This window comes from Acinetobacter sp. CY81 (genome assembly GCF_059515925.1).
On the sequence record NZ_JCAKNC010000001.1, the window covers coordinates 447,268 to 472,206 of the forward strand.

General features: G+C 38.3%; 24 protein-coding genes and 1 other RNA gene. 19 read left to right on the plus strand and 6 right to left on the minus strand.

Annotated elements, in window-relative coordinates; translation table 11 throughout:
* Genes uppS through lpxA form a run of 9 tightly spaced genes read left to right on the plus strand, consistent with a single transcriptional unit; the run spans window position 1 to window position 9,561 of the window.
* Window positions 1-753 carry a polyprenyl diphosphate synthase gene (uppS, locus tag AC5YDM_RS02090; protein ID WP_496150482.1) on the plus strand — a complete coding sequence of 251 codons (753 nt, stop codon included), beginning with the start codon at window positions 1-3 and terminating at the stop codon, window positions 751-753.
* Window positions 753-1,577: a phosphatidate cytidylyltransferase gene (locus tag AC5YDM_RS02095; protein WP_496150483.1), complete on the plus strand. Its 825-nt coding sequence runs from the start codon at window positions 753-755 to the stop codon at window positions 1,575-1,577. Before uppS ends, AC5YDM_RS02095 begins: the two co-directional genes overlap by 1 nt.
* Window positions 1,578-2,771 (plus strand): 1-deoxy-D-xylulose-5-phosphate reductoisomerase, encoded by a 1,194-nt coding sequence (gene ispC / locus AC5YDM_RS02100; protein ID WP_496150484.1) that lies wholly within the window; start codon window positions 1,578-1,580, stop codon window positions 2,769-2,771.
* Between the two features lies 1 nt (window position 2,772).
* The gene (rseP, locus tag AC5YDM_RS02105) at window positions 2,773-4,128 is read left to right on the plus strand and encodes an RIP metalloprotease RseP (protein WP_496150485.1); all 1,356 of its coding nucleotides are present in this window, start codon (window positions 2,773-2,775) and stop codon (window positions 4,126-4,128) included.
* Window positions 4,129-4,166: 38 nt separating this feature from the next.
* Window positions 4,167-6,674, plus strand: a complete 2,508-nt coding sequence (gene bamA / locus AC5YDM_RS02110) for an outer membrane protein assembly factor BamA (protein ID WP_496150486.1) — start codon at window positions 4,167-4,169, stop codon at window positions 6,672-6,674.
* 60 nt (window positions 6,675-6,734) lie between these two features.
* Window positions 6,735-7,214: an OmpH/Skp family outer membrane protein gene (locus AC5YDM_RS02115; RefSeq protein ID WP_496150487.1), complete on the plus strand. Its 480-nt coding sequence runs from the start codon at window positions 6,735-6,737 to the stop codon at window positions 7,212-7,214.
* Between the two features lie 3 nt (window positions 7,215-7,217).
* Entirely contained in the window at window positions 7,218-8,288 is a 1,071-nt protein-coding gene (gene lpxD / locus AC5YDM_RS02120) for a UDP-3-O-(3-hydroxymyristoyl)glucosamine N-acyltransferase (RefSeq protein ID WP_496150488.1), read from the plus strand.
* Between the two features lie 2 nt (window positions 8,289-8,290).
* The gene (fabZ, locus tag AC5YDM_RS02125; RefSeq protein WP_496150489.1) at window positions 8,291-8,776 is read left to right on the plus strand and encodes a 3-hydroxyacyl-ACP dehydratase FabZ; all 486 of its coding nucleotides are present in this window, start codon (window positions 8,291-8,293) and stop codon (window positions 8,774-8,776) included.
* Window positions 8,773-9,561, plus strand: a complete 789-nt coding sequence (lpxA, locus tag AC5YDM_RS02130) for an acyl-ACP--UDP-N-acetylglucosamine O-acyltransferase (RefSeq protein ID WP_496150490.1) — start codon at window positions 8,773-8,775, stop codon at window positions 9,559-9,561. Before fabZ ends, lpxA begins: the two co-directional genes overlap by 4 nt.
* A gap of 148 nt (window positions 9,562-9,709) precedes the next feature.
* Here lpxA and AC5YDM_RS02135 read toward each other — a convergent pair whose 3' ends face one another.
* Window positions 9,710-10,534: a YbgF trimerization domain-containing protein gene (locus AC5YDM_RS02135; protein WP_496150491.1), complete on the minus strand. Its 825-nt coding sequence runs from the start codon at window positions 10,532-10,534 to the stop codon at window positions 9,710-9,712.
* 285 nt (window positions 10,535-10,819) lie between these two features.
* Between AC5YDM_RS02135 and ffs the strand changes: the two genes are divergently transcribed.
* An RNA gene (ffs, locus tag AC5YDM_RS02140) (signal recognition particle sRNA small type) lies at window positions 10,820-10,916 on the plus strand.
* A gap of 114 nt (window positions 10,917-11,030) precedes the next feature.
* On the opposite strand, the gene AC5YDM_RS02145 is transcribed toward ffs, so the two are convergent.
* From AC5YDM_RS02145 to AC5YDM_RS02160, 4 genes are all read right to left on the minus strand, one after another.
* Window positions 11,031-11,714 carry a regulatory protein RecX gene (locus tag AC5YDM_RS02145; protein ID WP_496150492.1) on the minus strand — a complete coding sequence of 228 codons (684 nt, stop codon included), beginning with the start codon at window positions 11,712-11,714 and terminating at the stop codon, window positions 11,031-11,033.
* Window positions 11,715-11,789: 75 nt separating this feature from the next.
* The gene (gene recA / locus AC5YDM_RS02150) at window positions 11,790-12,833 is read right to left on the minus strand and encodes a recombinase RecA (protein ID WP_496150493.1); all 1,044 of its coding nucleotides are present in this window, start codon (window positions 12,831-12,833) and stop codon (window positions 11,790-11,792) included.
* A gap of 146 nt (window positions 12,834-12,979) precedes the next feature.
* Window positions 12,980-13,417, minus strand: a complete 438-nt coding sequence (locus AC5YDM_RS02155) for an RNA-binding S4 domain-containing protein (protein ID WP_496150494.1) — start codon at window positions 13,415-13,417, stop codon at window positions 12,980-12,982.
* Window positions 13,401-14,099, minus strand: a complete 699-nt coding sequence (locus tag AC5YDM_RS02160; RefSeq protein WP_496150495.1) for an HAD-IA family hydrolase — start codon at window positions 14,097-14,099, stop codon at window positions 13,401-13,403. The genes AC5YDM_RS02155 and AC5YDM_RS02160 overlap by 17 nt, the downstream gene beginning before the upstream one ends.
* A gap of 17 nt (window positions 14,100-14,116) precedes the next feature.
* Between AC5YDM_RS02160 and AC5YDM_RS02165 the strand changes: the two genes are divergently transcribed.
* Together AC5YDM_RS02165 and AC5YDM_RS02170 are read left to right on the plus strand one after the other, a co-directional pair.
* Complete coding sequence (locus tag AC5YDM_RS02165; protein ID WP_496150496.1) at window positions 14,117-14,968, plus strand: 3'(2'),5'-bisphosphate nucleotidase CysQ family protein; 852 nt, start codon at window positions 14,117-14,119, stop codon at window positions 14,966-14,968.
* Between the two features lie 61 nt (window positions 14,969-15,029).
* Complete coding sequence (locus AC5YDM_RS02170) at window positions 15,030-15,767, plus strand: histidine phosphatase family protein (protein ID WP_496150497.1); 738 nt, start codon at window positions 15,030-15,032, stop codon at window positions 15,765-15,767.
* A 135-nt stretch (window positions 15,768-15,902) separates the two neighbouring features.
* Here the strand turns inward: AC5YDM_RS02170 and rpsT are convergent, their stop codons facing one another.
* Window positions 15,903-16,172 (minus strand): 30S ribosomal protein S20, encoded by a 270-nt coding sequence (gene rpsT / locus AC5YDM_RS02175; RefSeq protein ID WP_067659159.1) that lies wholly within the window; start codon window positions 16,170-16,172, stop codon window positions 15,903-15,905.
* 216 nt (window positions 16,173-16,388) lie between these two features.
* On the opposite strand from rpsT, the gene AC5YDM_RS02180 reads away from it, so the two are divergent.
* The 7 genes from AC5YDM_RS02180 to AC5YDM_RS02210 all read left to right on the plus strand — a co-directional run bounded on the left by AC5YDM_RS02180 (window position 16,389) and on the right by AC5YDM_RS02210 (window position 24,864).
* Window positions 16,389-17,054 carry an NAD(P)H-binding protein gene (locus tag AC5YDM_RS02180; protein WP_496150498.1) on the plus strand — a complete coding sequence of 222 codons (666 nt, stop codon included), beginning with the start codon at window positions 16,389-16,391 and terminating at the stop codon, window positions 17,052-17,054.
* A 14-nt stretch (window positions 17,055-17,068) separates the two neighbouring features.
* Window positions 17,069-17,581, plus strand: coding sequence for a ribonuclease E activity regulator RraA (rraA, locus tag AC5YDM_RS02185; protein ID WP_496150499.1), 513 nt, complete (start codon window positions 17,069-17,071; stop codon window positions 17,579-17,581).
* Between the two features lie 68 nt (window positions 17,582-17,649).
* On the plus strand, window positions 17,650-18,435 hold the full coding sequence (locus AC5YDM_RS02190; protein ID WP_496150500.1) for a glutathione S-transferase N-terminal domain-containing protein: 786 nt from the start codon (window positions 17,650-17,652) through the stop codon (window positions 18,433-18,435).
* 243 nt (window positions 18,436-18,678) lie between these two features.
* Entirely contained in the window at window positions 18,679-19,029 is a 351-nt protein-coding gene (locus tag AC5YDM_RS02195) for a hypothetical protein (protein WP_496150501.1), read from the plus strand.
* A 153-nt stretch (window positions 19,030-19,182) separates the two neighbouring features.
* On the plus strand, window positions 19,183-22,647 hold the full coding sequence (mfd, locus tag AC5YDM_RS02200) for a transcription-repair coupling factor (protein WP_496150502.1): 3,465 nt from the start codon (window positions 19,183-19,185) through the stop codon (window positions 22,645-22,647).
* A 288-nt stretch (window positions 22,648-22,935) separates the two neighbouring features.
* Window positions 22,936-23,373, plus strand: coding sequence for an HIT domain-containing protein (locus AC5YDM_RS02205; RefSeq protein WP_496150503.1), 438 nt, complete (start codon window positions 22,936-22,938; stop codon window positions 23,371-23,373).
* Window positions 23,374-23,430: 57 nt separating this feature from the next.
* Window positions 23,431-24,864 (plus strand): adenylate/guanylate cyclase domain-containing protein, encoded by a 1,434-nt coding sequence (locus AC5YDM_RS02210; RefSeq protein WP_496150504.1) that lies wholly within the window; start codon window positions 23,431-23,433, stop codon window positions 24,862-24,864.
* Window positions 24,865-24,939: the final 75 nt, after the last annotated feature.

Below are 24,939 nucleotides of genomic sequence, written 5' to 3' on the forward strand. Positions count from 1 at the left end.
ATGACCATTTCTGAAGAACAGATTATTCCTCAACATGTTGCCATCATTATGGATGGCAACAATCGTTTTGCCAAAAAGAAAGAAATGCAAAAAGGTGATGGACACCGTGAAGGTAAAAATGTCCTTGACCCTATTGTAGAGCATTGTCGTAAAGTGGGTGTGAAAGCCCTGACTGTTTATGCTTTTTCCAGTGAAAACTGGAACCGTCCCCAATATGAAGTTGATTTGCTGATGCAATTGTTGAAAGAAACAATTCGAGAGCAAATCCCTCGTATGATCGAATTTGAAATTTCCCTCCGTTTTATTGGTGATCGTAGTCGACTCTCTTCTGAGTTGCGTGAATTAATGTTGCACGCTGAAGAAAGGACTGCTAAGTTTACCAACATGACACTGACCATTGCTGTGAGTTATGGGGGAATGTGGGATATCGCACAGGCCGCTCAACATCTTGCGAAAATGGTGAAAGAACAGCAACTAGAAGTTGAACAAATTGATGAACAATTGTTTGCTCAACAGATTAGTTTGGGTGATTTGCCTTCTGTGGATCTTTTGATTCGTACGGGTGGTGATTATCGCTTATCTAATTTCTTATTGTGGCAGTCCGCTTATGCAGAGTTGTATTTTACTCCAACTTTGTGGCCTGAATTTACCACGGAAGAACTGGATCATGCCTTCGGAGTGTTTTCAGGGCGTGAAAGACGGTTTGGTAAAACGTCAGAGCAAATTCAACAAGAGAAAATAGAGAACGAATAATGTTTGAGCGGATAATTACCGCCTTGGTTTTGGTTGCTGTTGTACTAAGCTGTATGTTTGCTACAATATCTCCTTACCCAATGTTGGTGTTAATGATTGTCGCTGCAGGGGTAGGTGGATATGAGTGGTTCAAACTCATGCCACGTCAAACTGATCAAGTGAATAAAATCAAAGCAGGATGCTTTGGCATATTAACTGCCTTTTTTTCTGGTTTAGCATTATATTTTAATGATTTAGCACTGCTACTATGGAGTGCATCAATTGTTACGTGGTTAATCAGTCTTTTTTGGGTGAAAAGTTACCCATCTAATGATGGTTGGTATAACCCAAGTCTTAATTTTATTGGTTTAGTCATTATTAGTGCTGCCGTTACAGCAATCTTTGAGGTGTGGTCAAGTTCACCTTGGTGGTTAATGTATTTGTTCCTGCTTGTTTGGGGTGCGGATAGTGGGGCATATTTTGTTGGTCGTAAATTAGGTAAGCGTAAACTCGCACCTGAAGTGAGTCCAAACAAATCGATAGAAGGTTTGATTGGTGGAATCATTACTGCGGCAATGATCATCATTGTGGTTCAGTCACTTTATTTAAATTTGTCGTTAACACAACATCTACTTTTCCTTCTTCTTTCGATTATTACTGTATTTAGTTCGGTACTGGGTGATTTATTTGAGTCGATGATTAAACGTCGTGCTGGAATTAAGGACTCAGGTCGTGTGTTGCCAGGTCATGGTGGTGTACTTGATCGAATTGATTCATTACTTGCAGCAGCGCCAATTTTTGCAGCAGGTATTTATGTTTTAAAACTTATTGGTGTAGATTTATAGATGTCTCAATCTGTTTGTATATTAGGTGTTACGGGTTCAATTGGTCAAAGTACTTTAAAAATATTGGATCAACATCCAGATGATTATTCAGTTTTTGCTGTTTCAGCGTTCAGCCGAATTGAAGAGTTAAGTGAGATATGCAAACAGTATCAACCTAAGATCGCTGTCGTTCCATTAACTAAAGTTGATGAACTACAAGCGATTTTTAAACAAAAAAATATCCAAAATGTTGAGATTTTGGCAGATGAGGCGGGGTTAATTGCTGTCTCTGAGCATACTGATGTTGATGTGGTTATGGCTGCGATTGTCGGTGCTGCAGGATTATTACCCACTTTGGCTGCTGTGAAAGCTGGAAAACGAGTTTTATTGGCGAATAAAGAAGCATTGGTAATGTCTGGAGACATTATGATGCAAGCGGCCCGTGATCATCATGCATTGTTGCTTCCAGTAGACTCCGAACATAATGCGATTTTTCAGTGTCTGCCTCAAAATTATTTGGAAATTAAAAAGAATGGCCAGCCGACCTTAGGTGTTTCTCAAATTTTATTGACTGCTTCAGGTGGTCCATTTCTCAATCATAGTTTAGAACAACTTCAACAAGTCACTCCTGCACAAGCCTGTAAGCATCCTAATTGGTCGATGGGACAGAAGATTTCAGTCGATTCGGCAACGCTGATGAATAAGGGTTTGGAGTTGATTGAAGCCTGTCATTTATTTTCAATTGAAGAACAATTTGTTACAGTCGTCGTCCATCCGCAAAGTATTATTCATTCTATGGTTCAATATGTGGATGGTTCAACTTTGGCGCAAATGGGAAATCCTGATATGTGTACGCCGATTGCGCATGCTTTAGCATGGCCGAAGCGTATTCAAACAGATGTGCCTGCATTAAATGTATTTAATACTCAGCTTGACTTTCAAGAACCAGATTTACAACGTTTCCCATCGCTTAAACTTGCCCGAGATGCGATGAGTCAAGGTGGGGTGGCACCTACAATTTTAAATGCTGCGAATGAAGTGGCTGTGGCTGCATTTTTAAATCAACGAATTGCTTTTCTAGATATTCCACGGGTCGTTGAACATAGTTTGAATAAAGTTGAACATATCGCAGCAAATAGTCTCGAAATTATTCTCGATATTGATCAAAAATCGCGTCAAATTGCATCACAGTATATTGCCAAGTTGAGTGGTTGATATGAACGTCCTTTTTATTATCGTCGCTGCAATTCTTCTGCTTGGACCACTCATTGCTATTCATGAGTTTGGTCATTATTGGGTTGCAAGAAAACTTGGCGTGAAGGTCTTGGTTTATTCTATTGGCTTTGGTCCCACGATTTTAAAATGGACATCAAGAAAATCAGGAATCCAGTATCAGCTGTCTGCATTACCACTCGGTGGTTATGTCAAAATGTTGGATGAGCGTGAGGGAAATGTAAGTGCAGAAGACTTACCTTACGCATTTAATCGACAATCACCGTGGAAACGTATTGCGATTGTCGCGGCTGGTCCTTTGGTTAATCTGATTTTTGCTGTGCTTTTATTTTGGATTTTATTTTTACCTGCGCAAGAACAATTGAATACTCGTATTGGTAAAGTGATTGAAAATACACCAGCCGCGTCTGTTCAAATGAAACCTGGTGATAAAATTGTGGCTGTCGATGGACAAGACACTCCAACTTGGGAAAAACTCAACTACGCGCTAGTTGATCGTGTAGGTGAGACAGGTTATATCCATTTAGAAACTTTGCGTGATGGTCAGGCTCAAAATGTTCAACTGCCTATTCAGGATTTCTTAAAAGATCAGTCACAGTCACCACTAGATATTTTAGGTTTTACACCATATCGACCCGTTATTCCTGCTGTTGTTTACAAATTAAGTGATAATGGTGCAGCAGTACGCCAAGGGATGAAAGAGGGAGATAAGATTATCTCTATCGATAATCAACCAATGAAAGATTGGTTTGATGTGGTTGATGTGGTTCAAAAATCACCTGAAAAGCTATTGGCTATTTCTGTTTTACGTGATGGTCAAGTGGTTAATTTACAGGTGATGCCACAAGGTAAACGTGACAATATGGGGAATACAACGGGTATGTTGGGCGTTCAAGCGCAAACATCTCAAATCAATATTCCTGCTGAATATAAACAAACCATTCAATATAATCCTGCTGAAGCCTTTGTGGTTGCCGTTGAAAAAACAGGTCAGCTTTCTTCAATGATCTTGAGCTCTATCGTGAAGATGGTTCGAGGTTTAATTGGCTTAGACAATCTATCAGGACCGATCACTATTGCAAAAGTAGCAGGTCAAAGTGCTGAAATGGGTTGGCAAACATTCATTTCGTTTATGGCACTCATGAGTGTGAGTTTGGGAATCTTGAATTTGTTGCCGATTCCCATGTTAGATGGTGGGCATCTTGTATATTATTTTATTGAATTAATTCGTGGTAAACCTGTTTCTGAACAAATACAATTGGTTGGATTAAAAATAGGTATGTTATTGTTAGGAAGTATGATGTTCCTTGCAATATTTAATGACTTTATGCGTTTATAGCGTTTGATGAAAAATTAACTTACTGGAAAACAATAGGCATGCAGCACAAACATTTATTTATGCCATTGGCACTCGTTAGCGCAATGGCAACAGTACAACAAGTATATGCAGCAGACGAGTTCATCGCACGGGATGTGCGTGTAGATGGTTTAGTTCGACTCACTCAAGCCAATGTTTTGGCAATGTTGCCAATTAATGCGGGAGAGCGTGTGAATGATCCTGCAATTGCCAATGCCATTCGTGCTTTGTATGCCTCTAATGCATTTGATGATATTCAATCATTTAAAGAAAATGATGTTTTAGTTTTTAAAGTGGTTGAGCGCCCAATCATTGCTAAAATCAACTTGAAAGGCAATAAACTGATTCCAAAAGAAGCTTTGGAGGAAGGTTTAAAGAAAATGGGTTTGGCTGAGGGTGAAATTTTCACTAAATCTGCAGTGCAAACTTTAGAAACGGAATTGGAACAACAATATGTTCAGCAAGGTCGTTATGATGCTGATGTAAAGGTTGAGACAGTTGCGCGTCCAAATAACCGTGTTGAGTTGAATGTTGATTTTAATGAAGGTAAAGCAGCTAAAGTATTTGATATCAACATCATTGGTAACACTGTCTTTAAAGAAGATGAGATTAAGCAAGTTTTTGCAGTTAAAGAAAGTGGTTGGATGTCGGTAATTTCACGCAATGATCGTTATGCGCGTGAAAAAATGGCAGCAAGTCTAGAGTCACTTCGCGCACTTTATTTGAACAAGGGTTATATTAATTTTGAAATTAATGACTCTAACCTAAATATCAGTGAAGACAAAAAGCGTATCTTCATTGAGGTTTCATTGAATGAAGGTCAACAGTTTAAGTTTGCAGAAACTAAATTTTTAGGTGATGCCCTTTATAAAACCGAAGATTTAGAAGCGCTTAAGCTTTATAAAGATGGTGATGTCTATTCTCAAGAGAAAGTAAATGCTGTTAAGCAATTACTTCAAAGAAAATATGGTAATGCTGGGTATTACTATGCTGAAGTCAATGTTGTTCCAGAGATTAACAATGCGAATAATACTGTTGCATTGAATTATTATATTAATCCAGGTTCACAAGTCACTGTTCGTCGTATTAATTTCAGTGGTAACACCAAGACTGCTGATGAAGTATTACGTCGCGAAATGCGCCAAATGGAAAGCGCTTTAGCAAGTAATGAGAAGATTGAGCTTTCCAAAATCCGTTTAGAGCGTACAGGTTTCTTTAGTAAAGTGGATGTCAAACCTGTTCGTGTGCCAGGTGCACCTGATCAGATTGATTTGAATGTCGATGTCGAAGAGCAACATTCGGGAACAAGTACTTTAGCGGTAGGTTATTCACAAAATGGTGGTATTACCTTCCAAGCAGGTTTGAGCCAAACGAACTTCTTAGGTACGGGTAATCGTGTTTCCATGGATTTCTCGCGTTCTGAAACGCAAGATTATTATAACCTCAGCGTCACTGATCCATACTTCACGATTGATGGTGTGAGTCGCGGTTATAATATGTATTACCGTAAAACCAAGCTGGACGATGATTACAACGTTAATAACTATGTAACGGATAGTTTTGGTGGTGGTTTAACATTTGGTTATCCAATTGATGAAAATCAAAGTGTCAGTGCCGGCTTAAATATCGATAATACCGAAGTGACTACAGGTCCTTATGTTTCAACTTATGTGCGTGATTATTTACTTGCTAATGGTGGTAAAGGAACTGGCCAAACTGGAACATATTGCCCAACAGGGTTGTGGAATGGGACTACGAATACTTGTGGTGTAAATGATGAAGGTTGGGAAACTTTTGAAAATGAATTTAAAGGTGATTTCTTAACCTATAATCTAAATTTAGGCTGGTCATACAATACTTTAAATAGACCTATGTTCCCAACTTCTGGTATGTCGCATCGTGTGAATGCTGAAGTGGCGCTACCAGGTAGTGATGTTGAATTCCAAAAAGTGACTTACGATGCTCAAGCTTTCTTCCCTTTAGGTAAGGACTTTGTGCTTCGTGGTTATGGTAAGTTGGGTTTTGGTAATGATTTACCATTTTACAAAAACTACTATGCAGGTGGTTATGGTTCAGTACGTGGTTATGATAACAGTACTTTAGGCCCTAAATATCCTGGTGTGACGTTCAATGAGCAAAATCAATTAGATCGTGATCCTGAGGAAGTGGGTGGTAATGCCTTGGTTCAGTTTGGTACTGAATTGGTGCTTCCTGTGCCATTTAAGGGTGATTGGGCGCGCCAAGTTCGTCCGGTGATCTTTGCTGAAGGTGCACAAGTTTTTGATACTCAATGTGATATTCCACGTGGTGATTTGTATTTAAATGCTGCAAATCCATCAGTAAATGCTAAGCAATATTGTAAAGATAACTATGGTTTTAAAACAGACAATATGCGTTATAGCGTAGGTGTTGGCTTCACTTGGATTACTATGATTGGTCCATTATCTCTGAGTTATGCATTCCCATTAAATGATAAGTTGGGTGATGAAACCAAGAATGTTCAATTTGAGATCGGTCGTACTTTCTAAGTACGATCGCTACTCATTTGAAATCGATGTGACTTGATTTGTGAAAGAGGCGTTATAACAATGAAAAAATTAAGCTTGGCGATTTTAACGCTTGGATTGTCTGCAGTAGTGAATGCAGCTGGTTATGGTGTTATTGATCTTGAGAAAGTGGTAGAGAGTAGTCAGTACTTAAAGCAACAAAATGCAAGTTTAGAGGCATCTATTAAACCTCAAGCATCTAAACTTGAACAGTTGAATAAAGAGTTGGCTGCTTTACAAAAACAATCTCAAACACAAGGTATAAATCTGAAGCAGATTGAGACTCAGTATCAAGCTAAAATGACTGAATTCACAACCTTGCAGCAAAGTGTTCAATCACGTGTTCAAACGACGATTCAAAACACGAATAAAACTTTTGAAGCTCGTGTAAAACAAGCTGCAGAACAGCTTCGTCAAGAAAATAGCCTTGATTTGGTTTTAAATAAAAATGCTGCATTGGCATTTGACTCAAAATATGATTTAACTGCTAAAATGATTCAAAAGGTTAATGCAATCAAATAAGCAATGAAATCAAATCAGTTTCAACTCGATCATTTGGCTCAACTTGTTCAGGGTGAGCCAATTGGTCAATCCAATCTTAATTTGGTCGGTCTTGCCAGTTTAACCCAAGCACAATCGCATCACATTGCATTTGTGAATGCTGAAAAATATTTAGAAGAAGCGTTATCTTCTCAAGCAGGTGCGTTAATCGTGACTGCTGAAATGAAAGTTAAGCTATCAACTCATCAAAATTTCATTGTTGTTAAAAACCCCTATCTTGCTTTTGCAATTCTGACGCATGCCTTTGAATCCAAAGTCACTAAGCGTGGCATTGAGGCAACCGCTCAAATCGATCCTTCTGCTATTGTTGCTGATGACGCCTATATTGGTCATTATGTTGTAATTGGTGAAAATGTCGTTGTCGGTGCGAATAGTATTATTCAATCTCATACTAAAATTGATGATTATGTAGAAATTGGTCGGGATTGCTTTATCGATTCACATGTCACTCTAACTGGTAAATCCAAGATTGCAGACCGTGTCCGGATCCATGCAAATACTGTGATTGGTGGTGAAGGTTTTGGCTTTGCACCATATCAAGGGAAATGGAATCGAATCGCACAACTTGGTTCGGTACGTATCGGAAATGATGTCCGAATTGGTTCAAATTGTAGTATTGATCGGGGAGCGCTCGATGACACAATTATTGAAAGTGGTGTCATTATTGATAACCTTGTGCAAATCGCACATAACGTTTGCATTGGTGAAAATACAGCTATAGCTGCAACGAGTGGTATTGCTGGTAGTACCACGATTGGCAAAAACTGTGTACTTGCAGGTGGTGTTGGTATCGTTGGGCACATAAATATTGCTGATAACGTCACTGTGACTGGTATGTCAATGGTCTCAAAAAATATTTCTGAGCCGGGTTCTTATTCTTCAGGTACGGGACAATTTGAAACTAATCATTGGAAACGTACAGTCGTTCGCCTTCGACAATTAGCAGATGTGCCATTGACCAAACTTGTGAAAAAAATGGATGATATGCAGTCTCAAATCGAGTCAATCGAATCAACTTTAAATTTGCGTAAATAATTATGACTGAGTCTTCAACTTTACCTTTCGCGGTTCCTGAATTACCAATGCAGATCCAAACGATTCGTGAGTATCTTCCGCATCGTTATCCATTTTTACTGATTGATCGTGTGACTGAAGTACATGAAAACAGTGTTGTGGGTTATAAGAATGTTTCGATAAACGAAGAGTTCATGCAGGGACATTTTCCAGGTTATCCAATTATGCCGGGTGTTCTCATCGTTGAGGCGATGGCACAGATTTCTGGTGTGCTTGGTTTTATTATGAACAATGAGAAACCACAACCGGGTTCTTTGTTCTTATTTGCTGGTGCAGAGAAGGTTCGTTTTAAAAAACAAGTCGTTCCGGGTGACCAACTCGTGTTAAAATCGGAACTCATTATGCAAAAACGCGGCATTTACAAATACCAATGTACTGCCAGTGTTGATGGTGTGATGGCAGCGACAGCTGAAATTATTATCTCTCATCAGAAACTAGAGCAGGCATGAGTAAAAACGACTTAATTCATTCTACTGCAATTATTGATGCTTCAGCAATTATTGCTGAAGACGTCAAAATTGGTCCTTACACGATTATTGGCCCAAATGTAACCATTGGTTCAGGTACGACAATCCACTCTCATGTGGTGATTGGTGGCTACACACGTATAGGCGAAGGGAATGAAATTTTCCAATTCGCAAGTGTGGGCGAAGTTTGTCAAGATCTTAAGTATGCAGGTGAAGAAACCTGGCTGGAGATCGGTGATAACAATAAAATTCGTGAGCATTGTAGTCTGCATCGTGGCACGGTTCAGGATAAGTCGTTAACCAAAGTGGGCAGTAATAATTTATTGATGGTCAATACTCATATTGCGCATGACTGTGTTGTTGGAAATAACAATATTTTTGCGAATAATGTGGGCGTTGCAGGCCATGTACAGATTGCTGATTTCGTGATTGTGGGTGGTAACTCAGGTATTCATCAGTTCTGTAAGATTGATTCTTATAGCATGATTGGTGGGGCATCTCTTATTGTTAAGGATGTTCCTGCTTATGTGATGGCATCTGGTAACCCAGCACATGCTTTTGGTCTTAATCTTGAAGGTATGCGCCGGAAAGGTTGGTCTAAGCAAGTGATTAATGGTTTGCGTGATGCTTTTAAGCTGATTTATAAATCAGGTTTAACCACGGAGCAGGCGATAGAGCAAATTACGGCTGATATTTTACCAAATGTTGCTGAAGTCCAGTTGCTGATTAATTCATTGGTTGAATCTAAGCGTGGTATTGTGCGTTAAGTCGTATCTAAATTTCCTAGCGTTTAAATGTTCATCAGGATATTGAAATCAGTATAAAACTGATTAATTTAGAATGAATGCCAAGTTAATAAAAAAGACATCTTAGGATGTCTTTTTTTTGGTCTTTAAGCTATTACATCAATCTAAATTAGCTATTTTTAAAGAAACCTGCCTCTTCAGATTGTGGGTAAGTGGTAATGAGCTTCTTTTTATAGACTTCAGCTGTTTGGGTATTCTTATTTACATCTTTTGCAATACTATAGAGTTGATATAGTGATCGTGCTGCTTTGCCTGAATCTGGAAATTTAGCGGCCACCGTTTCATAGTTTTTTTTAGCTTCATCGTAATTGGGTGGCTCAATAGCTAAATTGAATTCAGCTAACCAAAAGTACGCATTCCCGGTATATATACTGTTCGGGTTGTTTTTTACAAAGTTTTGCATAGGCGCGATTGCTTTTTTAGCACCACCTTGTTTATAGGCTTCTAGTGCAACGGTGTAAGCCGCCTTATCTAATTCAGCTTGATTATTGCTGTTTGCTGTTTGCCCATCTGTTGATGCAGTAGGGCTGTTCGCAGGCTGTGTGTTGTTTGGAGTCGCATTGGTCGGCGTGGTTTGTTCAGGCTCACCTTCTGGTGTGGCTTCATCAGTAGGATCGATTTTTTGCTGTAAGAGCTCTAGGCGTTGATCTAAGTCTGTATAGCGGTTGGTTAACTCTTTATTGAGCTGATCAATTTGATGATCTTGCTCTTCGATTTTTCCACGTAGATCACGTAATTGATTTTCTAGGCGTTGATTTTGCTGAATTAAATCCCAACTGGTATTGCTTGCTGTAGATGTGGTCGCTGGTGGAGTATTGAAAGTACCAGCGTTGCTCTGGCTTAACCCCCGAGATTCGATTGGAATATTGGCATAAACTTGCCCGATACTAATGAATGTAAGTGATAGAGCAAGTAGCGTATGCTTAATGAGCATTTTATTAATCCAAAATATCAAGTGTTTAATCTATAAAATCGATTAAATAAGAAAGTTAAAATTTTATCCAATTTAAAACAGCCTACGATCGAATTGCAATACGTATTTACAATGTTCTTATACAAATAAATATATGAACATTCATGTGTTGGATAGATTGATTGTATTAATTTCAAACACCTTGTTTGTAAAATAATCAGATGAATGAAACACTTGGATATATTGTGAAAAGCCTCTTGCAAGATTTGTAAAAATCTCTATACTCTCATCTTGCAATGGTAGCCCCGCTGGTGGCTTCGCAATTGTACTCTGAAAACCCCGCCAGGACCGGAAGGTAGCAACGGTATCAGAAATATGATGTGCCGAAGTTTTGCTAGTGGGGTTGCCACCAGTTTTATACTGATTATCTTCAATTTAATAATAATTAATATTTTCAAACCCATTAAACCCATCTACTTTTTTAATTTAATTTTGAATTATTCTTCAATGTTATTTCTTATTCTTCATCTCTATTTTTACGAGAAATTGCTTTCATAATTGCATCCATTTCAAACCCTCGATACTGTAAGAATCTAATCTGCTTGGCTTTTATTTTTGGGTCTTTGCTGACTTCAACACCATATTTTTTGACTTTTAATTGATATGCTTCGTCATACCAATCAATTTCATTCATGTCATTTTGCGCAAGTTCTTTATCTATACTCTTAGCACGTAACGCAAGTTTGATGCGATTAGGTCCTTTACCTTTTCTTATTTGACTTCGAACGACCATTTCAGCAACACGTTGATCGCTTTGGTAGTTTTCTCTTGAGAGTTCCTCTACTAGAGTGAGTACTTCTTCACGATTCTCTGCATATAAAGCAAGTTTTTCAATGAGATCTTTTTTAGAATATTCTTTACGTGTAAGTACTGCAAAAGCATAGGATCTTAAACGTGTACCTGTCAGTCCTGGGCGCTTATTCTTTTGGTCTGATTTTTCTTTATCTTCAGAATTCTCGTCATTGGAATCATTAGATTTTTTTGAGTTATGTTGATGATTGAATATTAATTCTGAGTTATTTGAATTTGATAAATCGGATGAGCCTGAGTTTTTGGAGCCAAATTCATCACCATACTGTTCTTTAAGCTTTTGGTAGTCAATCAGCTGAGGAAACTGAGCATCTTTTGAAGAATCATTCATAGTGTCATTGGTTCACTGGCATATAAAATAAAACGCCCAAGAGGGCGTTTTATAGTTTAACGAGATAATTAGAATTTAAACATCTAGAAAATCAGGTTCTTCTTCTTTTTCCTCTACAGGTGCTGGATTTGCAGTCACGAGTAGGCGTTCGCGAATCATGCGATCTAAGTCAATTGCCAATTGAGGGTTTTCTTCTAAATGGCGAATGACGTTGTTTTTACCTTGACCAATTTTATTGCCTTGGTATGAGTACCACGCACCTGCTTTTTGTACAAGCTCTTGAGCAACAGAAAGATCAACCAATTCAGCTAAATGATTCACGCCTTTACCGTACATGATTTGGAAAATGGCTTCACGGAATGGAGGTGCCATTTTGTTTTTCACGACTTTTACACGTGTTTCAGAACCAACAATCTCATCACCTTCTTTTACTTGTCCGATACGACGGATATCAAGACGAATAGAAGCGTAGAATTTTAGTGCATTACCGCCTGTTGTTGTTTCTGGGCTACCAAACATCACACCAATTTTCATACGAATTTGGTTAATGAAGATCACCATACAGTTTGAACGTTTTGCATTACCTGTAATTTTACGTAGCGCCTGACTCATAAGACGTGCTTGCAGTCCCATATGAGAGTCGCCCATTTCACCTTCAATTTCTGCTTTAGGTGTAAGTGCAGCTACAGAATCGACAACGATCATATCTACTGCACCAGAGCGTACCAACATGTCAGCGATTTCAAGTGCTTGCTCACCATGGTCTGGCTGTGAAACTAAAAGGTTATCTAAGTCGACACCAAGCTTACGAGCATATTGTGGGTCTAATGCGTGTTCTGCATCGATAAACGCACATGTTCCACCTGCTTTTTGACATTGAGCAATCGCTTGTAAAGTCATCGTGGTTTTACCTGAAGATTCAGGACCATAGATTTCTACAATACGACCTTTTGGGAGTCCACCAATACCTAATGCAATATCAAGGGTTAAAGAACCAGTTGATACCGCTTCTACCGCTTGAACGGTATTGTCACCCAAACGCATCACTGAATTTTTACCAAATTGTTTTTCAATTTGACTTAAGGCAGCTGTTAGCGCTTTGCTTTTGTTCTCATCCATCTCATAACCTCAAAAACGATGTAATATCACTAATAACTTAAGTGGATGTATTAAATAAAGTCTCATGTCCACAATGCTTATAGTGACAGAAAAAAAATCTGTATTCTATGTCATTCTAATTAGCTACGACATAAACTGTCGCGCTGCTATTCATCATCATAAGACCATTGCTGATCAAATTGTTGATCGTTTTCTTGTCTAAACTTGCTGATATCTCGACGATCTTTTTTACTTGGTCGATGGTCAGGTCGTGCAAGATTATGCAATTTTCTTTGTGAAGAAAGCAACTCGCGTTTTTCAATGCTATCCGCAGTCTCTTCGTACAAAAGCTGTGCGGCAGGTGCGCCACCGCGCACTGTAGAAAGAGCTTTAACTACAACAGTCTTTTTCTCAAAGCCTTGCTGTATTGTAAGCTCCATGCCTATGCGGACTTCACGAGAAACTTTGACGCGATCATTATTGTGGTGAACCTTTCCACCTTCAATTGCATGTTTGGCAATTGAGCGTGTTTTAAAAAAACGAGCTGCCCAAAGCCATTTATCAATGCGTATTGATTCGTTTGGTTGCTCAGGCTGTTTTGACATTTATTTCCTTTGATTCAATCATGTCTAATAAGCTTAATAATTCAGTGAGATCATTAATAGCAGGGTATTCAAGCTCATTGAGTTTGCGTTCAGGGCGATCACTTGATGGTTGTGTGATCGTAACAAGATGTGCTATTCCAAAATTTTCAGCGCCATGAAGTACATTGGCTGTGTCATCAATCATCATGGCATTATCTGGATTAAACGGATGTTTCTGTTGAAGGATTTGCCAAAATTCTACGAACTCTTTTGAGTATCCAATTTCTTCACTACTGATCATGACTTCAAAATATGGGCTGAGATCGACATTTTCAAGTTTTAATTTCAAACCTGCACAATCTGCATTGGTGAGTAACCAGCAACGATAGCCTTGTTTATTCAGCGCTTTTAAGAGTTCAAAACAGCCTGTGCGCGGACCGATTTTATCTTTAAAGTCGTATTGTAATTGTAATACGTCAACACCGACTTTAGCCGTCCAGTAGCGAGATGAGTACCATGATAGTGTATGCTTATGTTCTTGGTAGAATGCATACAAAGTGTCATGACTTTGCGCTAAAGTACATTGATGTGCTTGCGCATGACGTTCTGGAAGTTTGTAATTCCAAATCAGATCATCAAAGGCAAGGTCGAGTAAGGTGCCGTCCATATCAAACATGATAATCGGCTTGTTTAAATCAGACATAAAATAGGTTTTTATCCATGTTTATTACAACTCAAGCACCACAAGATCAACAAATTTTAAATTTGGTCCCTATCATGGCGTTTGCAAGTAAAATTCTATTGGAAGAATACCAAAATTATTGCGCTGGGCGCGAGTTTAAAATCATAGAAAAAGATGATCATTCGCCTGTGACTCAAGCAGATTTAAAAGTAAATGCCTATTTAATTGATCAACTGGCTATTTTAAGCCCTGATATTCCTGTGCTGTCAGAGGAAAATGATCATTCAGCACGTCATTCATGGGCAACGTGTTGGATGTTGGATCCTTTGGATGGCACTAAAGAATTTATTCATGAGCGTGATGAATTTACGATTAATCTAAGTTTGATTGAAAATAACCAAACTGTTTTTTCTGTGATTGCTGTGCCTACTGAGCAAGTGATGTATGTGGGATATTTGACTGAATTGCCTTATAAATATTCGTTTAGTCAAAAAACGTGGGAACGTTACTGTAAGTTTAAAGAAAATGAAACGGATGCGATTCAAGTCGGTTTAAGCCACAGTAGTAAGAATCCTAAATATCAGCAATATATTGAATACCTTGAACAAGAAAATCCAGTAATTCGTCGTGAGGCGGGAAGTGCGTATAAGTTTTGTATGATGCTTGAAGGTGAAATTGATATTTACCCAAGATTTCACCCAACATCGGAATGGGATACCAGTTCGGGTCAGGGTTTATTGGAAAGTATTGGTGGAGGATTAGTGAGCTTAAATGCGATTCCTTTCACTTATAATCAAAGAGAGACTGTTTTAAATGATGGGTTTATCGCATTTAGAGATAAGGATAATGAAAAATTGGCTTTAGATGCATTAACCAATGTCCGTTTATAGTCTGTTTTGAAAATAGACACATGGTATAGTCTCTTTATAGTTCAATCATTCTCAAGTTGATATGTCACTAAAGTTGTTACCACCAAGCATGTTAAGTGCATTGGATTTACTCCCAGATCAACAGATTCCTGTTACTTTGTTTACACGTCATTCTGTCCGTGAGGAAGTTGCTGGTCAGGGTTTGGCGGGGTATGACTTGCAATTAACAGAATCGGGTCGTGAACTTGCGCAGGCTTGGGGACAACATTTAATTGAAAACACAGATCGAGTCATTCAGCATTGTATCTCCAGCCCGATTCAGCGTTGTGTAGACACAGCTGCGTTAATGATTGAGGGTGCTGATCAGATTATTCAGCCGAATACACATCATATTGAAATCGTTGAACAGGGATTGCTGGTAGAGCCAGGTAGCTTTGTTTTGGATATTCAACAAGCAGGACCATATTTCAAAGATCAGGGTGCTTTAGGCTTTATTAATAGCTTTGTAAATAATGCTTTGCCAGGTATGAAACATCCGATTGGTGGAGTGATTGATGTGCTTGAGTTGATCTATAACACTCATCCGCAGCATAAAAATGGACTGAGTTTAGCAGTGAGCCATGACACGATTTTGGCTGCGATCATTACTGTAATTTCAGGTAGAACCAATTTGGATCAAAGAGATTGGCCATTGATGATGGAAGGTTTATTTGTTTGGTTTGAAGGTGATGAGTTTTTAGATTCTAAGTTGCGCTGGATTTGGCGTGGTGAGCGACATGAATTGGCAATTCGTAAATTTAAGGATTTATCATTGAAGTGATTTGAAAATTAAGTTTTTAAATCTTTTGATGGGGTATGTAGTTCGTGGCTCGATACTTTATGGGTGTAAATAGCATTAAAAGTACGAATTTTAGGTATAAAAAAAGCCCTTAAAAGGGCTTTTTTACAATGCAACTTAGTTAGCAGCTAAAGCTTTAACTTGTGCATTTAAACGGCTCTTGTGACGAGCAGCTTTGTTTTTATGGATGATGCCTTTATCAGCCATACGGTCAATTACAGGTACTGCAGTTTTGTAAGCTTCAGTAGCTGCTGCATAGTCACCAGCTGCGATAGCTGCAACTGTGCGTTTAAGATATGTACGAACCATTGAACGTAAGCTAGCGTTGTGTTTACGTGCTTTAACGTTTTGACGAGCACGTTTTTTAGCTTGAGCAGAGTTTGCCACTCGTGCACTCCTTGAAAATAGATTGGTCTGGGCGGGCTGAAATTACATCTAAAAACCTTCATCAGAAGAATTTTCACCAGCCCGTAAACAAGTGCCACATTGTGATTAATTGAGTCACCAAAGTCAAGTCTTGACATGCTTTGACAACATTTTAGATGCATATAAAATCAATATAATCCGTTAAATTAGATGAATCTGAGAGGGAATGATTAAAAAATGACTAATTTAATAAGTAAGGCGGTGGTAATTGGGGCAACAGGATTGGTTGGTCGAAAGTTGGTAAATCAATTACAAAATTTACCTACATGCGACTCTATATTGGTCATTGTACGTAAAGAAGATGCACAATTTAAAACTATGAATAAAGTTGAGCAATTGGTTGTCGAAGACTTTCTGATGTTGAATGATCAGGATGTGACGGATTGCAGTCATGCTTTTAGTTGTTTGGGCAGCACAATTAAAAAAGCGGGTTCTAAAGCTCAATTTTATACAATTGATTTTGAGATGAATGCTCACTTTGCAGATTTGTTTGAAGCGACTGACACACATTATTTATTGGTGAGTGCTGAAGGTGCAAATGAAAATTCTCCATTTTTCTATAATCAAGTAAAGGGTGAGCTAGAAAAACATTTAGAACAATCTGCTTTGGCACGTATTTCTATTGTTAGACCTTCATTGTTATTGGGTGAGCGTAGTGAGTCGCGGACTTTAGAGGATATTTCACAGGCTGTATTTAAACGAGTATCGCATTTTATGCCGAAGTCTTTTAAATATAAGCCAGTGACAGCGGATCAGGTGGCTCATACTATGGTCGAGGTGGCGCAGTCACAAACTGAAAAATTCAAAATTTATGATAATTTACAGATTCAAAATATCAAATAAGAGGGAATTCAACGGTGTCTACTCCAGCATTTGTGACATGTGATTTATTAGATGATCATCCAGAGCATGATTTTCAAGTCGTTTCTCCGTCGATTGATGGTAAGTTTTTCAAAAGCTATGGCGCTATAAAGAGCTTCGGTGGTCAAGTCGTTACAGTGAAATGCTTTGAAGACAACTCTCGTGTTAAAGAGCTTTTAGCCACAGATGGTCAAGGTAAGGTCTTGGTTGTCGATGGTGGTGCTTCGATGCGCTGTGCCTTGATGGGTGACATGATTGCTGAATCAGCAGTGAAGAATCATTGGAGTGGTGTGATTATCTACGGTTGTGTCCGTGATGTGGATGCGATTGCTGAATTAAATTTGGGTGTACATGCTTTAGCTGCGATCCCTCAAAAGAGTAACCGTAAAGGTTTGGGTGAAGTAGATATTAGTCTGAGTTTTGGCAGTGTGACTGTTCAATCTGGTGATTATGTTTATGCAGATAATAACGGCATCATCATTGCTAAAGAGAAATTAGTTGATTTCTAATTAGATAGTGACTGAAAAGAAATTGATTGAAAAAGTAGCTTTGAAATAAAAATTAAAAGGAAAATAAAATGGTGAATCATCAAATTAAAGTTTTACAAGCTTTGCTATCAGGAGTGACTGAAGGTGGTCGTGGTGTTTCAGGTACACCATTTCCTAAGCAACCTGAAAAGGCGTTGAAACTCTATGAATTTGAGGGTTCACCATTTTGCCGTCGTGTGCGAGAGGTATTAACCACACTCAATTTGGATTATGAAGTTTATCCCTGTCCAAAAGGTGGAACGAAATACCGTAAAGTTGTCAAAGATTTGGGTGGTAAAAGACAGTTTCCATTCTTGGTAGATGAAAATACAGGTGAAAAACTGTATGAATCACAGGACATTATCCATTATCTATTTAAACATTATGGAAATACGGGTCGCACGCCTTCGAAATATTCACATTATCCTAAACTACCTGTGGTTGCATTCGCTGGAACTTTAGTCAATGGTGTACGTGGTGTATTTATCAATAAGAAAATCATTGATCGAAAAGCACCAGAGCAACTTTTGCAGTTATGGGGATTTGAAGCAAGTCCTTATACACGTGTGGTTCGTGGTGTACTGACAGAGTTGGAACTGCCATTTAAATTCAATAATGTACCTAAAGAGCGTTGGCAAGATCAAGGTCCTGCAATACTCCGTTTAAAACCGGGACAATATATTCCATTGGCTGGTGGTAAGCGTGAAAGTGTCGTAAAAATCATGAATCGTGATGCGTTGGATATTCAGGTGCCATATTTGGTTGATCCAAATACAGGATCAAAGTTGTTTGAATCTAAAAAAATCGTTGAATATCTTCAGCATCAATATGGTTGAAAATCCTGAGTCATAAGTCAATGGTTGGTTTTTAGGGCGGTAGTAGATGTTTTGAAATAACAATCTTTATAACGCCCTTAAATTTAGAGTAGCAAACCATTTTCATGGTGTGGTTGCCAAAAATGAATGATATAGCAATGCTATTGGTTCAGAATACATGATTTTTATTTGATACTCTAAAGATTAATCGGCTGATTTGGATTAAAATCCTAAAACATTCTTTTATGAGCAACCACTTTCATTATGTTGAATAAACTTGCGCAAATTTTTACCAAGAAACCATCTGCTGAACAGGTTTTTATGGAGCAAAATCGAATCGAATTTAATGATGAACAAGGGTTTATTGTTGATGGTTTTGTACTGAATGATTTGTCTGGGCGACTCGAATATTTCTCGAATCGTAAGCTGAAAAAATTTGATGATCTGAAAGATTTGTATTTCAAAGCCATGTTAATCAATGAAAAAATTGATTTAGAAATTGCCAATAAGCGATTTGTTGTGCGATTGGGTAATACTGAAGAAAATTTATTGCAACTCAAAGCTTATATTGCTTTGTTAAATGACTACTACCGTCAGTTCAAACGTGAAAAATAAGAGTAAATGCTTTTCAGTAGCTGTAAGTGAGAGAGTAACTCAAACCTATTTTTCTAATTAAACCACTATATTTCAGCATGTAAAATTCACGCATTGCAGGAATTCAACATGATAAGATAGCGCTCATGTCATTTAGACCTTAAAGCGATCTTCATGTTTCAGAATGAAATTTCACAACTCAATATAAAACAACTTAAATCGAATGAAAAAAGATGGGTAGGTACCATTCATGGATCTGCTGCAGCTTTGTTATTTAAAGAAATAGCAGAAAGTTCGGAACGATTATTTGTATTGGTTGCCCGAAATAATCAGCATTTAGGTCAGCTTGAAAGTGAATTAGAATTCTACGGAATTAAGCCAACGATTTTTCCAGATTGGGAAATCCTTCCTTATGACCGCCTGTCACCCCATCAAGATATTGTTTCTGAACGATTAGCCATTTTATCGAATATGCCTCAAAAGGGTGTGTTATTGCTTTCGAGTACGACCTTAGCACAGCGAGTTGCACCAACATCTTGGGTGTTGGGAGAGCATTTTGATATTAAGGTTGGACAAAAGTTTGACTTGGAACAACAGAAGCGTCGCTTGATACAAGCAGGTTATCACTTGGTTGATACTGTTTACGATCATGGTGAATTTGCTGTTCGTGGCAGTATTATGGATATTTACGCTTCTGGGCAAGATGCTCCAATTCGTATTGATTTGTTTGATGATGAAATTGAAACTTTAAAGTTTTTTGATCCTGAAACTCAACGCACCAGTAATAAAATTGAAGCCTTCACGGTACTACCAGCAAAAGAGTTTCCATTAAAAGAAGGGCGATCAACCTTTAGAGATCGTTATGCAGAAGCATTTCCAAACTCAAATCCAAAGAAAAATCCAATTTATCAAGATGTCATGGAAGGCATTGCGTCGCCAGGTTTAGATTTTTATTTTCCGCTATTTTTTGATAAAGCAGTTATGCATGATCAATCTGCTATTACATCATACTTACCAAGTCATTCTATTGTCATTACAGATAAGACAATCGATGATGCTTTAACAGGTTTTTGGAAAGAAGTTTATCGACGTTATGAAGATAGACGTCACAATGTTGATCAACCTTTATTGCCACCTGAAGATGTCTTTTTTCAACCGAATCAGGTTTTTGAACAGCTCAATCAATTTTCCAGAATCATTGCAACTCCTGAAGTAATTGATGAAAAAGCAGGTGCGATTAATCTACATACCTTGGAATTGCCTCGACTTCCTGTAGATCCTAAGCATGAACGTCCTTTTCACCTGGTCAAGAGCTACATTGATCAAGCCAATCATCCTGTCTTGTTGGTTGCTGAAAGTGCGGGGCGTCGTGAGTCTTTAAAAGATTCTCTACGTGCCAGTATGGGTGAAATTCCTGTTGTTGAAAACTATAATCAATTTATTAAAAATCAATACTCTGTTGCAATAACGAATGCTCCTTTAGAACGTGGTTTAGTGGTTGCAGATCAATTGACGGTCATTTCTGAAAATCAATTATACGAACATCGTGTCGTTCAGCGTCGTCGTAAACGTCAGCATGAAGTCTCTGAAGAGTTTTTGATTAAGAGTTTAACAGAGTTAAGTCTTGGTTCACCTGTGGTGCACATTGATCATGGTGTAGGACGTTATGCAGGATTGGTGACGCTGAGTATTGATGATCAAGATCATGAATTTTTGCAATTGGACTATGCAGATGCCGCTAAAGTGTATGTTCCTGTTACTAATTTACATTTAATTAGTCGTTATAGTGGTGGTGATCCAGATTTAGCACCATTACACAAATTGGGTACAGATGCGTGGAGTAAGGCAAAACGTAAAGCATTAGAACAGATTCATGATGTTGCGGCAGAACTTTTACATATTCAGGCACGTCGTAAATCTAAACCGGGGATTAGTTTTGAACTGGACCAATCGGCATATATGCAATTTTCTAGCGGTTTTGCTTATGAAGAAACTTTAGATCAAGCCAATGCGATTGATGCAACATTACATGATATGCAACTTGCGAAACCGATGGATCGCTTGGTATGTGGTGATGTTGGCTTTGGTAAAACTGAAGTTGCTATGCGAGCTGCTTTTGTCGCTGTTCAAAATAACAAGCAAGTCGCTGTACTTGTACCCACAACGCTACTTGCACAACAGCATTATGAGTCGTTTAAAGACCGTTTTGCAGATTGGCCAATTCGTATTGAAGTGCTATCTCGCTTTGGTTCGAATAAAGCACACACCAAAACGATTGAAGATCTTATCGATGGTAAGGTTGATATTGTGATTGGTACGCATAAAATTTTGCAGGAAAATGTGCAATTTAAGAACTTGGGTTTAATGATTGTCGATGAAGAACATCGCTTTGGCGTGCGTGATAAAGAGCGTATTAAAGCCATGCGTGCCGATGTCGATATGCTGACACTGACAGCAACACCGATTCCAAGAACACTTAATATGGCATTTTCTGGAATGCGTGATTTGTCGATTATTGCAACACCACCTGCACGTCGTTTAGCAGTCAAAACATTTGTGAATGAGCAAACAGAAGCCACGATGAAAGAGGCGATTTTACGTGAATTGCTTCGCGGTGGACAGGTTTATATCTTACATAATGAAGTCGATACTATAGAGCGTGCTGCGGAGAATATCCGTGTACTTGTTCCAGAAGCACGAGTGGCAGTAGCGCATGGACAAATGCGTGAGCGTGAACTCGAACAAGTGATGCAGCAGTTTTATCATAAAGAATACAACGTGTTGGTATGTTCGACGATCATTGAAACGGGGATTGATGTACCAAATGCCAATACTATTATCATCGAGCGCGCAGATAAGTTGGGTTTAGCACAGCTTCACCAACTACGTGGACGTGTTGGACGTTCTCATCATCAAGCCTATGCTTATTTGATGGTGCCATCGATTAAGGGCTTAAAAGGCGATGCTGAGAAACGTCTAGATGCTATTCAACGCGCTTCAAATCTAGGCGCTGGTTTTATGTTGGCGACAGAGGATTTAGAAATTCGAGGTGCAGGTGAATTACTAGGTGAACAGCAAAGTGGTTCGATGAATGCAATAGGTTATAGTCTGTATATGGAAATGCTTGAAAAAGCCACTAAAGCGATTCAGCAAGGGAAAACACCGAATTTCGATGCACCATTATCGTTAACCTCTGAAATTAGCTTACATATTCCTGCACTGATCCCTGATGAATATCTTGGTGATGTACATCAACGCTTGATGTTCTATAAGCGAATTAGTAATACGGATTCACAAGAAAAATTAGACCATATTCGTATGGAGCTGATCGATCGTTTTGGCGTGCCACCACAGCAAGTTAAATATCTATTTAGTGTGCATCAACTTCGGATTAAAGCTGAGCAATTGGGCATTACAAAGATTGATTTAGGTACACATGGTGGCAGTATAGAATTTTCACCTGATACGCCTGTACAGGCAATTAGTATTATTCAGATGATGCAAAAACATCCGACTTTCTTCCGTATGGATGGAGGGCAACGCCTTAAGGTGATGGTGATGTTGGAGGAGTCTGAAAAACGTATTCAATTCGCCAATGATTTGCTTGAGCAGTTGCTACAAAATTTGAATGCAACTTAACAATGATTGACGTGAACTATGGTCTTAACTGAATTGTTGTTTAAGAATAGGCATTTCTATAAGAATATCTCATATTAAAAACTTAATAAAATGAACTTGTTTTTGAGGTTGAAATACGCATCAAGACAGGCTTAATTTTAAAGGTTTTAGCATTCGATCTACGCACACTTTACAAATCAATTATTTTGCAAATGTTTTTATATCAAAAGGGCATACTAATAATATTCAGCTCAAAACTGTTGTGTTAGTATTGGTTTATCAATTTAATTTTGCGTCATTTATAAATATATGTTTAGTTTGCATCCACAACTTGCTCAAGATACTTTTTTTGTTGGCGATTTTCCGCTTTCTACATGTCGTTTAATGAATGATATGCAATTTCCGTGGTTGATCCTTATTCCTCGTGTACCTGGTGTGACGGAGTTGTATGAATTAAGCCAAGCTGACCAAGAACAGTTCTTAAGAGAATCTAGTTGGTTGTCTAGCCAACTATCACGAGTATTCCGTGCAGATAAAATGAACGTTGCTGCATTAGGCAATGTGGTTCCTCAACTACATTTTCATCATGTTGTGCGTTACCAAAATGATTTGGCTTGGCCAAAACCAGTTTGGGGTGCTGCGCCAGCGATTCCTTATAGTAATGATGTGCTTGCGCATATGCGTCAAACATTGATGCTTGCACTACGTGGTCAAGGTGATATGCCTTTTGACTGGCGTATGGATTGATTTTTCATAAATATCAAATAATATTATAAAAAACAGTGTGATTTGAGGTAATAGCAATTGCCAATGGAAAGAATGCTGGACAAAGAACCACAACAATTTGAAGTGCTCCAAAGGATTATGGGGTACTTAATGGTGGCATTGCTTGTTGTTGTCTATTATTTCACTTCACCAAATACAAATTATCAGATTTTATTTCCTATATTTGTATTTGTCGTTTTGTTATTTACGCCGAAAATTTCTCATGTCATTCAATATAAATATGGCAGTCGGGCGCGTCGTAACGGTTTTTTCCTGATAGATGTTGTTGTGGTGTCTTCTGCATTAGCAGCGGTACACTTAAGTCTGTTGGTCGCTTTCGTTTTGTTGTTTGTACTGATTTATACCGCTTTTAATAACAAAATTGCCATGATGATTAGCTCAATTGCTATTTTGCTTGGGATTATTGTCTTTTATATCAATACGATTTTCTTTTATGGTTTTGATGATTATTTTCAACAAACCTCGATTGAGCTTTCGGTTGTTTCCTGTTTATGTACGATCATATTTGTGAATTTCACCAATTATTATCAAAATCGTCGTGTACTTAAGCTTGATATGCAACGACAAACTTATTTTAAAGAAATGAATCGTTATATTGAGTTGTCAAATCAGTTGAGTCGTTATGCCCCGATTCAGCTTTGGCAGTCGATTATGCGTGGTGAATCAGAAGCAAAATTAGAATATAAACGTAAAAAAATCACGATTTTCTTTTCAGATATTCAGGGTTTTACAGAGTTATCCGAAACATTGATTCCTGATGATTTGGCATTTGTACTCAATGATTATTTGAGTCACATGACTGAGATTGCGAAGCAATATGGCGGAACGATTGATAAGTTTATGGGTGATGCCATCCTTATTTTCTTTGGTGATCCTGATTCGCAAGGTGTAGAGCAGGATGCCAAGAACTGTATTGATATGGCTATGGCAATGCGTCAGCAAATGAAATTTTTGCGTGAGCGTTGGGTGAAGATGGGGTATCCCGCTTTACATGTTCGTATGGGCGTGAGTACAGGTTATTGTCACGTTGGAAACTATGGTGCAGTACATCGTATGGCATATACGATTGTTGGTCGTGACGCGAACTTGGCAGCTCGTCTACAAAGTGCAGCAGATATTGATGAAATTTTGATTTCAGATGAAACTTATAAATTAGTACGTAATCATTACCTATGTGCACCACAAGCACCTGTTGAATTAAAAGGTATTCAAGGTGATGTGAAAAGCTGGCAAGTTATGGAAAAATATAGTGCTCGAGAAGATAATCAGCAATGGTTTGATTATGAGTACAAAGGTTTTCAGCTGGTACTTAATTTAGAGGAAATTCAGAACTACGAATATCCTGAATTGGTCACAGTACTTGAGAAAATGGTTGAGCGATTGAAGGTGCAACAGCGTTTAACGACGGTTGCAGGTGTGGTAAAACTTAATCCTGAAGATGAAGTGAAATAATCTCATAGATTTGTAGGGTTATAAAACTTGATACTGCCTCTGTTGTAATTTTAAGTTTTAAAAAAAAGGCCGCTT

Coding starts and splice junctions, on each gene's coding strand:
- uppS (WP_496150482.1), top strand. CDS start 1: ATGACCATTTCTGAAGAACAGATTATTCCTCAACATGTTGCCATCATT.
- AC5YDM_RS02095 (WP_496150483.1), top strand. CDS start 753: ATGTTTGAGCGGATAATTACCGCCTTGGTTTTGGTTGCTGTTGTACTA.
- ispC (WP_496150484.1), top strand. CDS start 1,578: ATGTCTCAATCTGTTTGTATATTAGGTGTTACGGGTTCAATTGGTCAA.
- rseP (WP_496150485.1), top strand. CDS start 2,773: ATGAACGTCCTTTTTATTATCGTCGCTGCAATTCTTCTGCTTGGACCA.
- bamA (WP_496150486.1), top strand. CDS start 4,167: ATGCAGCACAAACATTTATTTATGCCATTGGCACTCGTTAGCGCAATG.
- AC5YDM_RS02115 (WP_496150487.1), top strand. CDS start 6,735: ATGAAAAAATTAAGCTTGGCGATTTTAACGCTTGGATTGTCTGCAGTA.
- lpxD (WP_496150488.1), top strand. CDS start 7,218: ATGAAATCAAATCAGTTTCAACTCGATCATTTGGCTCAACTTGTTCAG.
- fabZ (WP_496150489.1), top strand. CDS start 8,291: ATGACTGAGTCTTCAACTTTACCTTTCGCGGTTCCTGAATTACCAATG.
- lpxA (WP_496150490.1), top strand. CDS start 8,773: ATGAGTAAAAACGACTTAATTCATTCTACTGCAATTATTGATGCTTCA.
- AC5YDM_RS02135 (WP_496150491.1), bottom strand. CDS start 10,534: ATGCTCATTAAGCATACGCTACTTGCTCTATCACTTACATTCATTAGT.
- AC5YDM_RS02145 (WP_496150492.1), bottom strand. CDS start 11,714: ATGAATGATTCTTCAAAAGATGCTCAGTTTCCTCAGCTGATTGACTAC.
- recA (WP_496150493.1), bottom strand. CDS start 12,833: ATGGATGAGAACAAAAGCAAAGCGCTAACAGCTGCCTTAAGTCAAATT.
- AC5YDM_RS02155 (WP_496150494.1), bottom strand. CDS start 13,417: ATGTCAAAACAGCCTGAGCAACCAAACGAATCAATACGCATTGATAAA.
- AC5YDM_RS02160 (WP_496150495.1), bottom strand. CDS start 14,099: ATGTCTGATTTAAACAAGCCGATTATCATGTTTGATATGGACGGCACC.
- AC5YDM_RS02165 (WP_496150496.1), top strand. CDS start 14,117: ATGTTTATTACAACTCAAGCACCACAAGATCAACAAATTTTAAATTTG.
- AC5YDM_RS02170 (WP_496150497.1), top strand. CDS start 15,030: ATGTCACTAAAGTTGTTACCACCAAGCATGTTAAGTGCATTGGATTTA.
- AC5YDM_RS02180 (WP_496150498.1), top strand. CDS start 16,389: ATGACTAATTTAATAAGTAAGGCGGTGGTAATTGGGGCAACAGGATTG.
- AC5YDM_RS02190 (WP_496150500.1), top strand. CDS start 17,650: ATGGTGAATCATCAAATTAAAGTTTTACAAGCTTTGCTATCAGGAGTG.
- AC5YDM_RS02195 (WP_496150501.1), top strand. CDS start 18,679: ATGTTGAATAAACTTGCGCAAATTTTTACCAAGAAACCATCTGCTGAA.
- mfd (WP_496150502.1), top strand. CDS start 19,183: ATGTTTCAGAATGAAATTTCACAACTCAATATAAAACAACTTAAATCG.
- AC5YDM_RS02205 (WP_496150503.1), top strand. CDS start 22,936: ATGTTTAGTTTGCATCCACAACTTGCTCAAGATACTTTTTTTGTTGGC.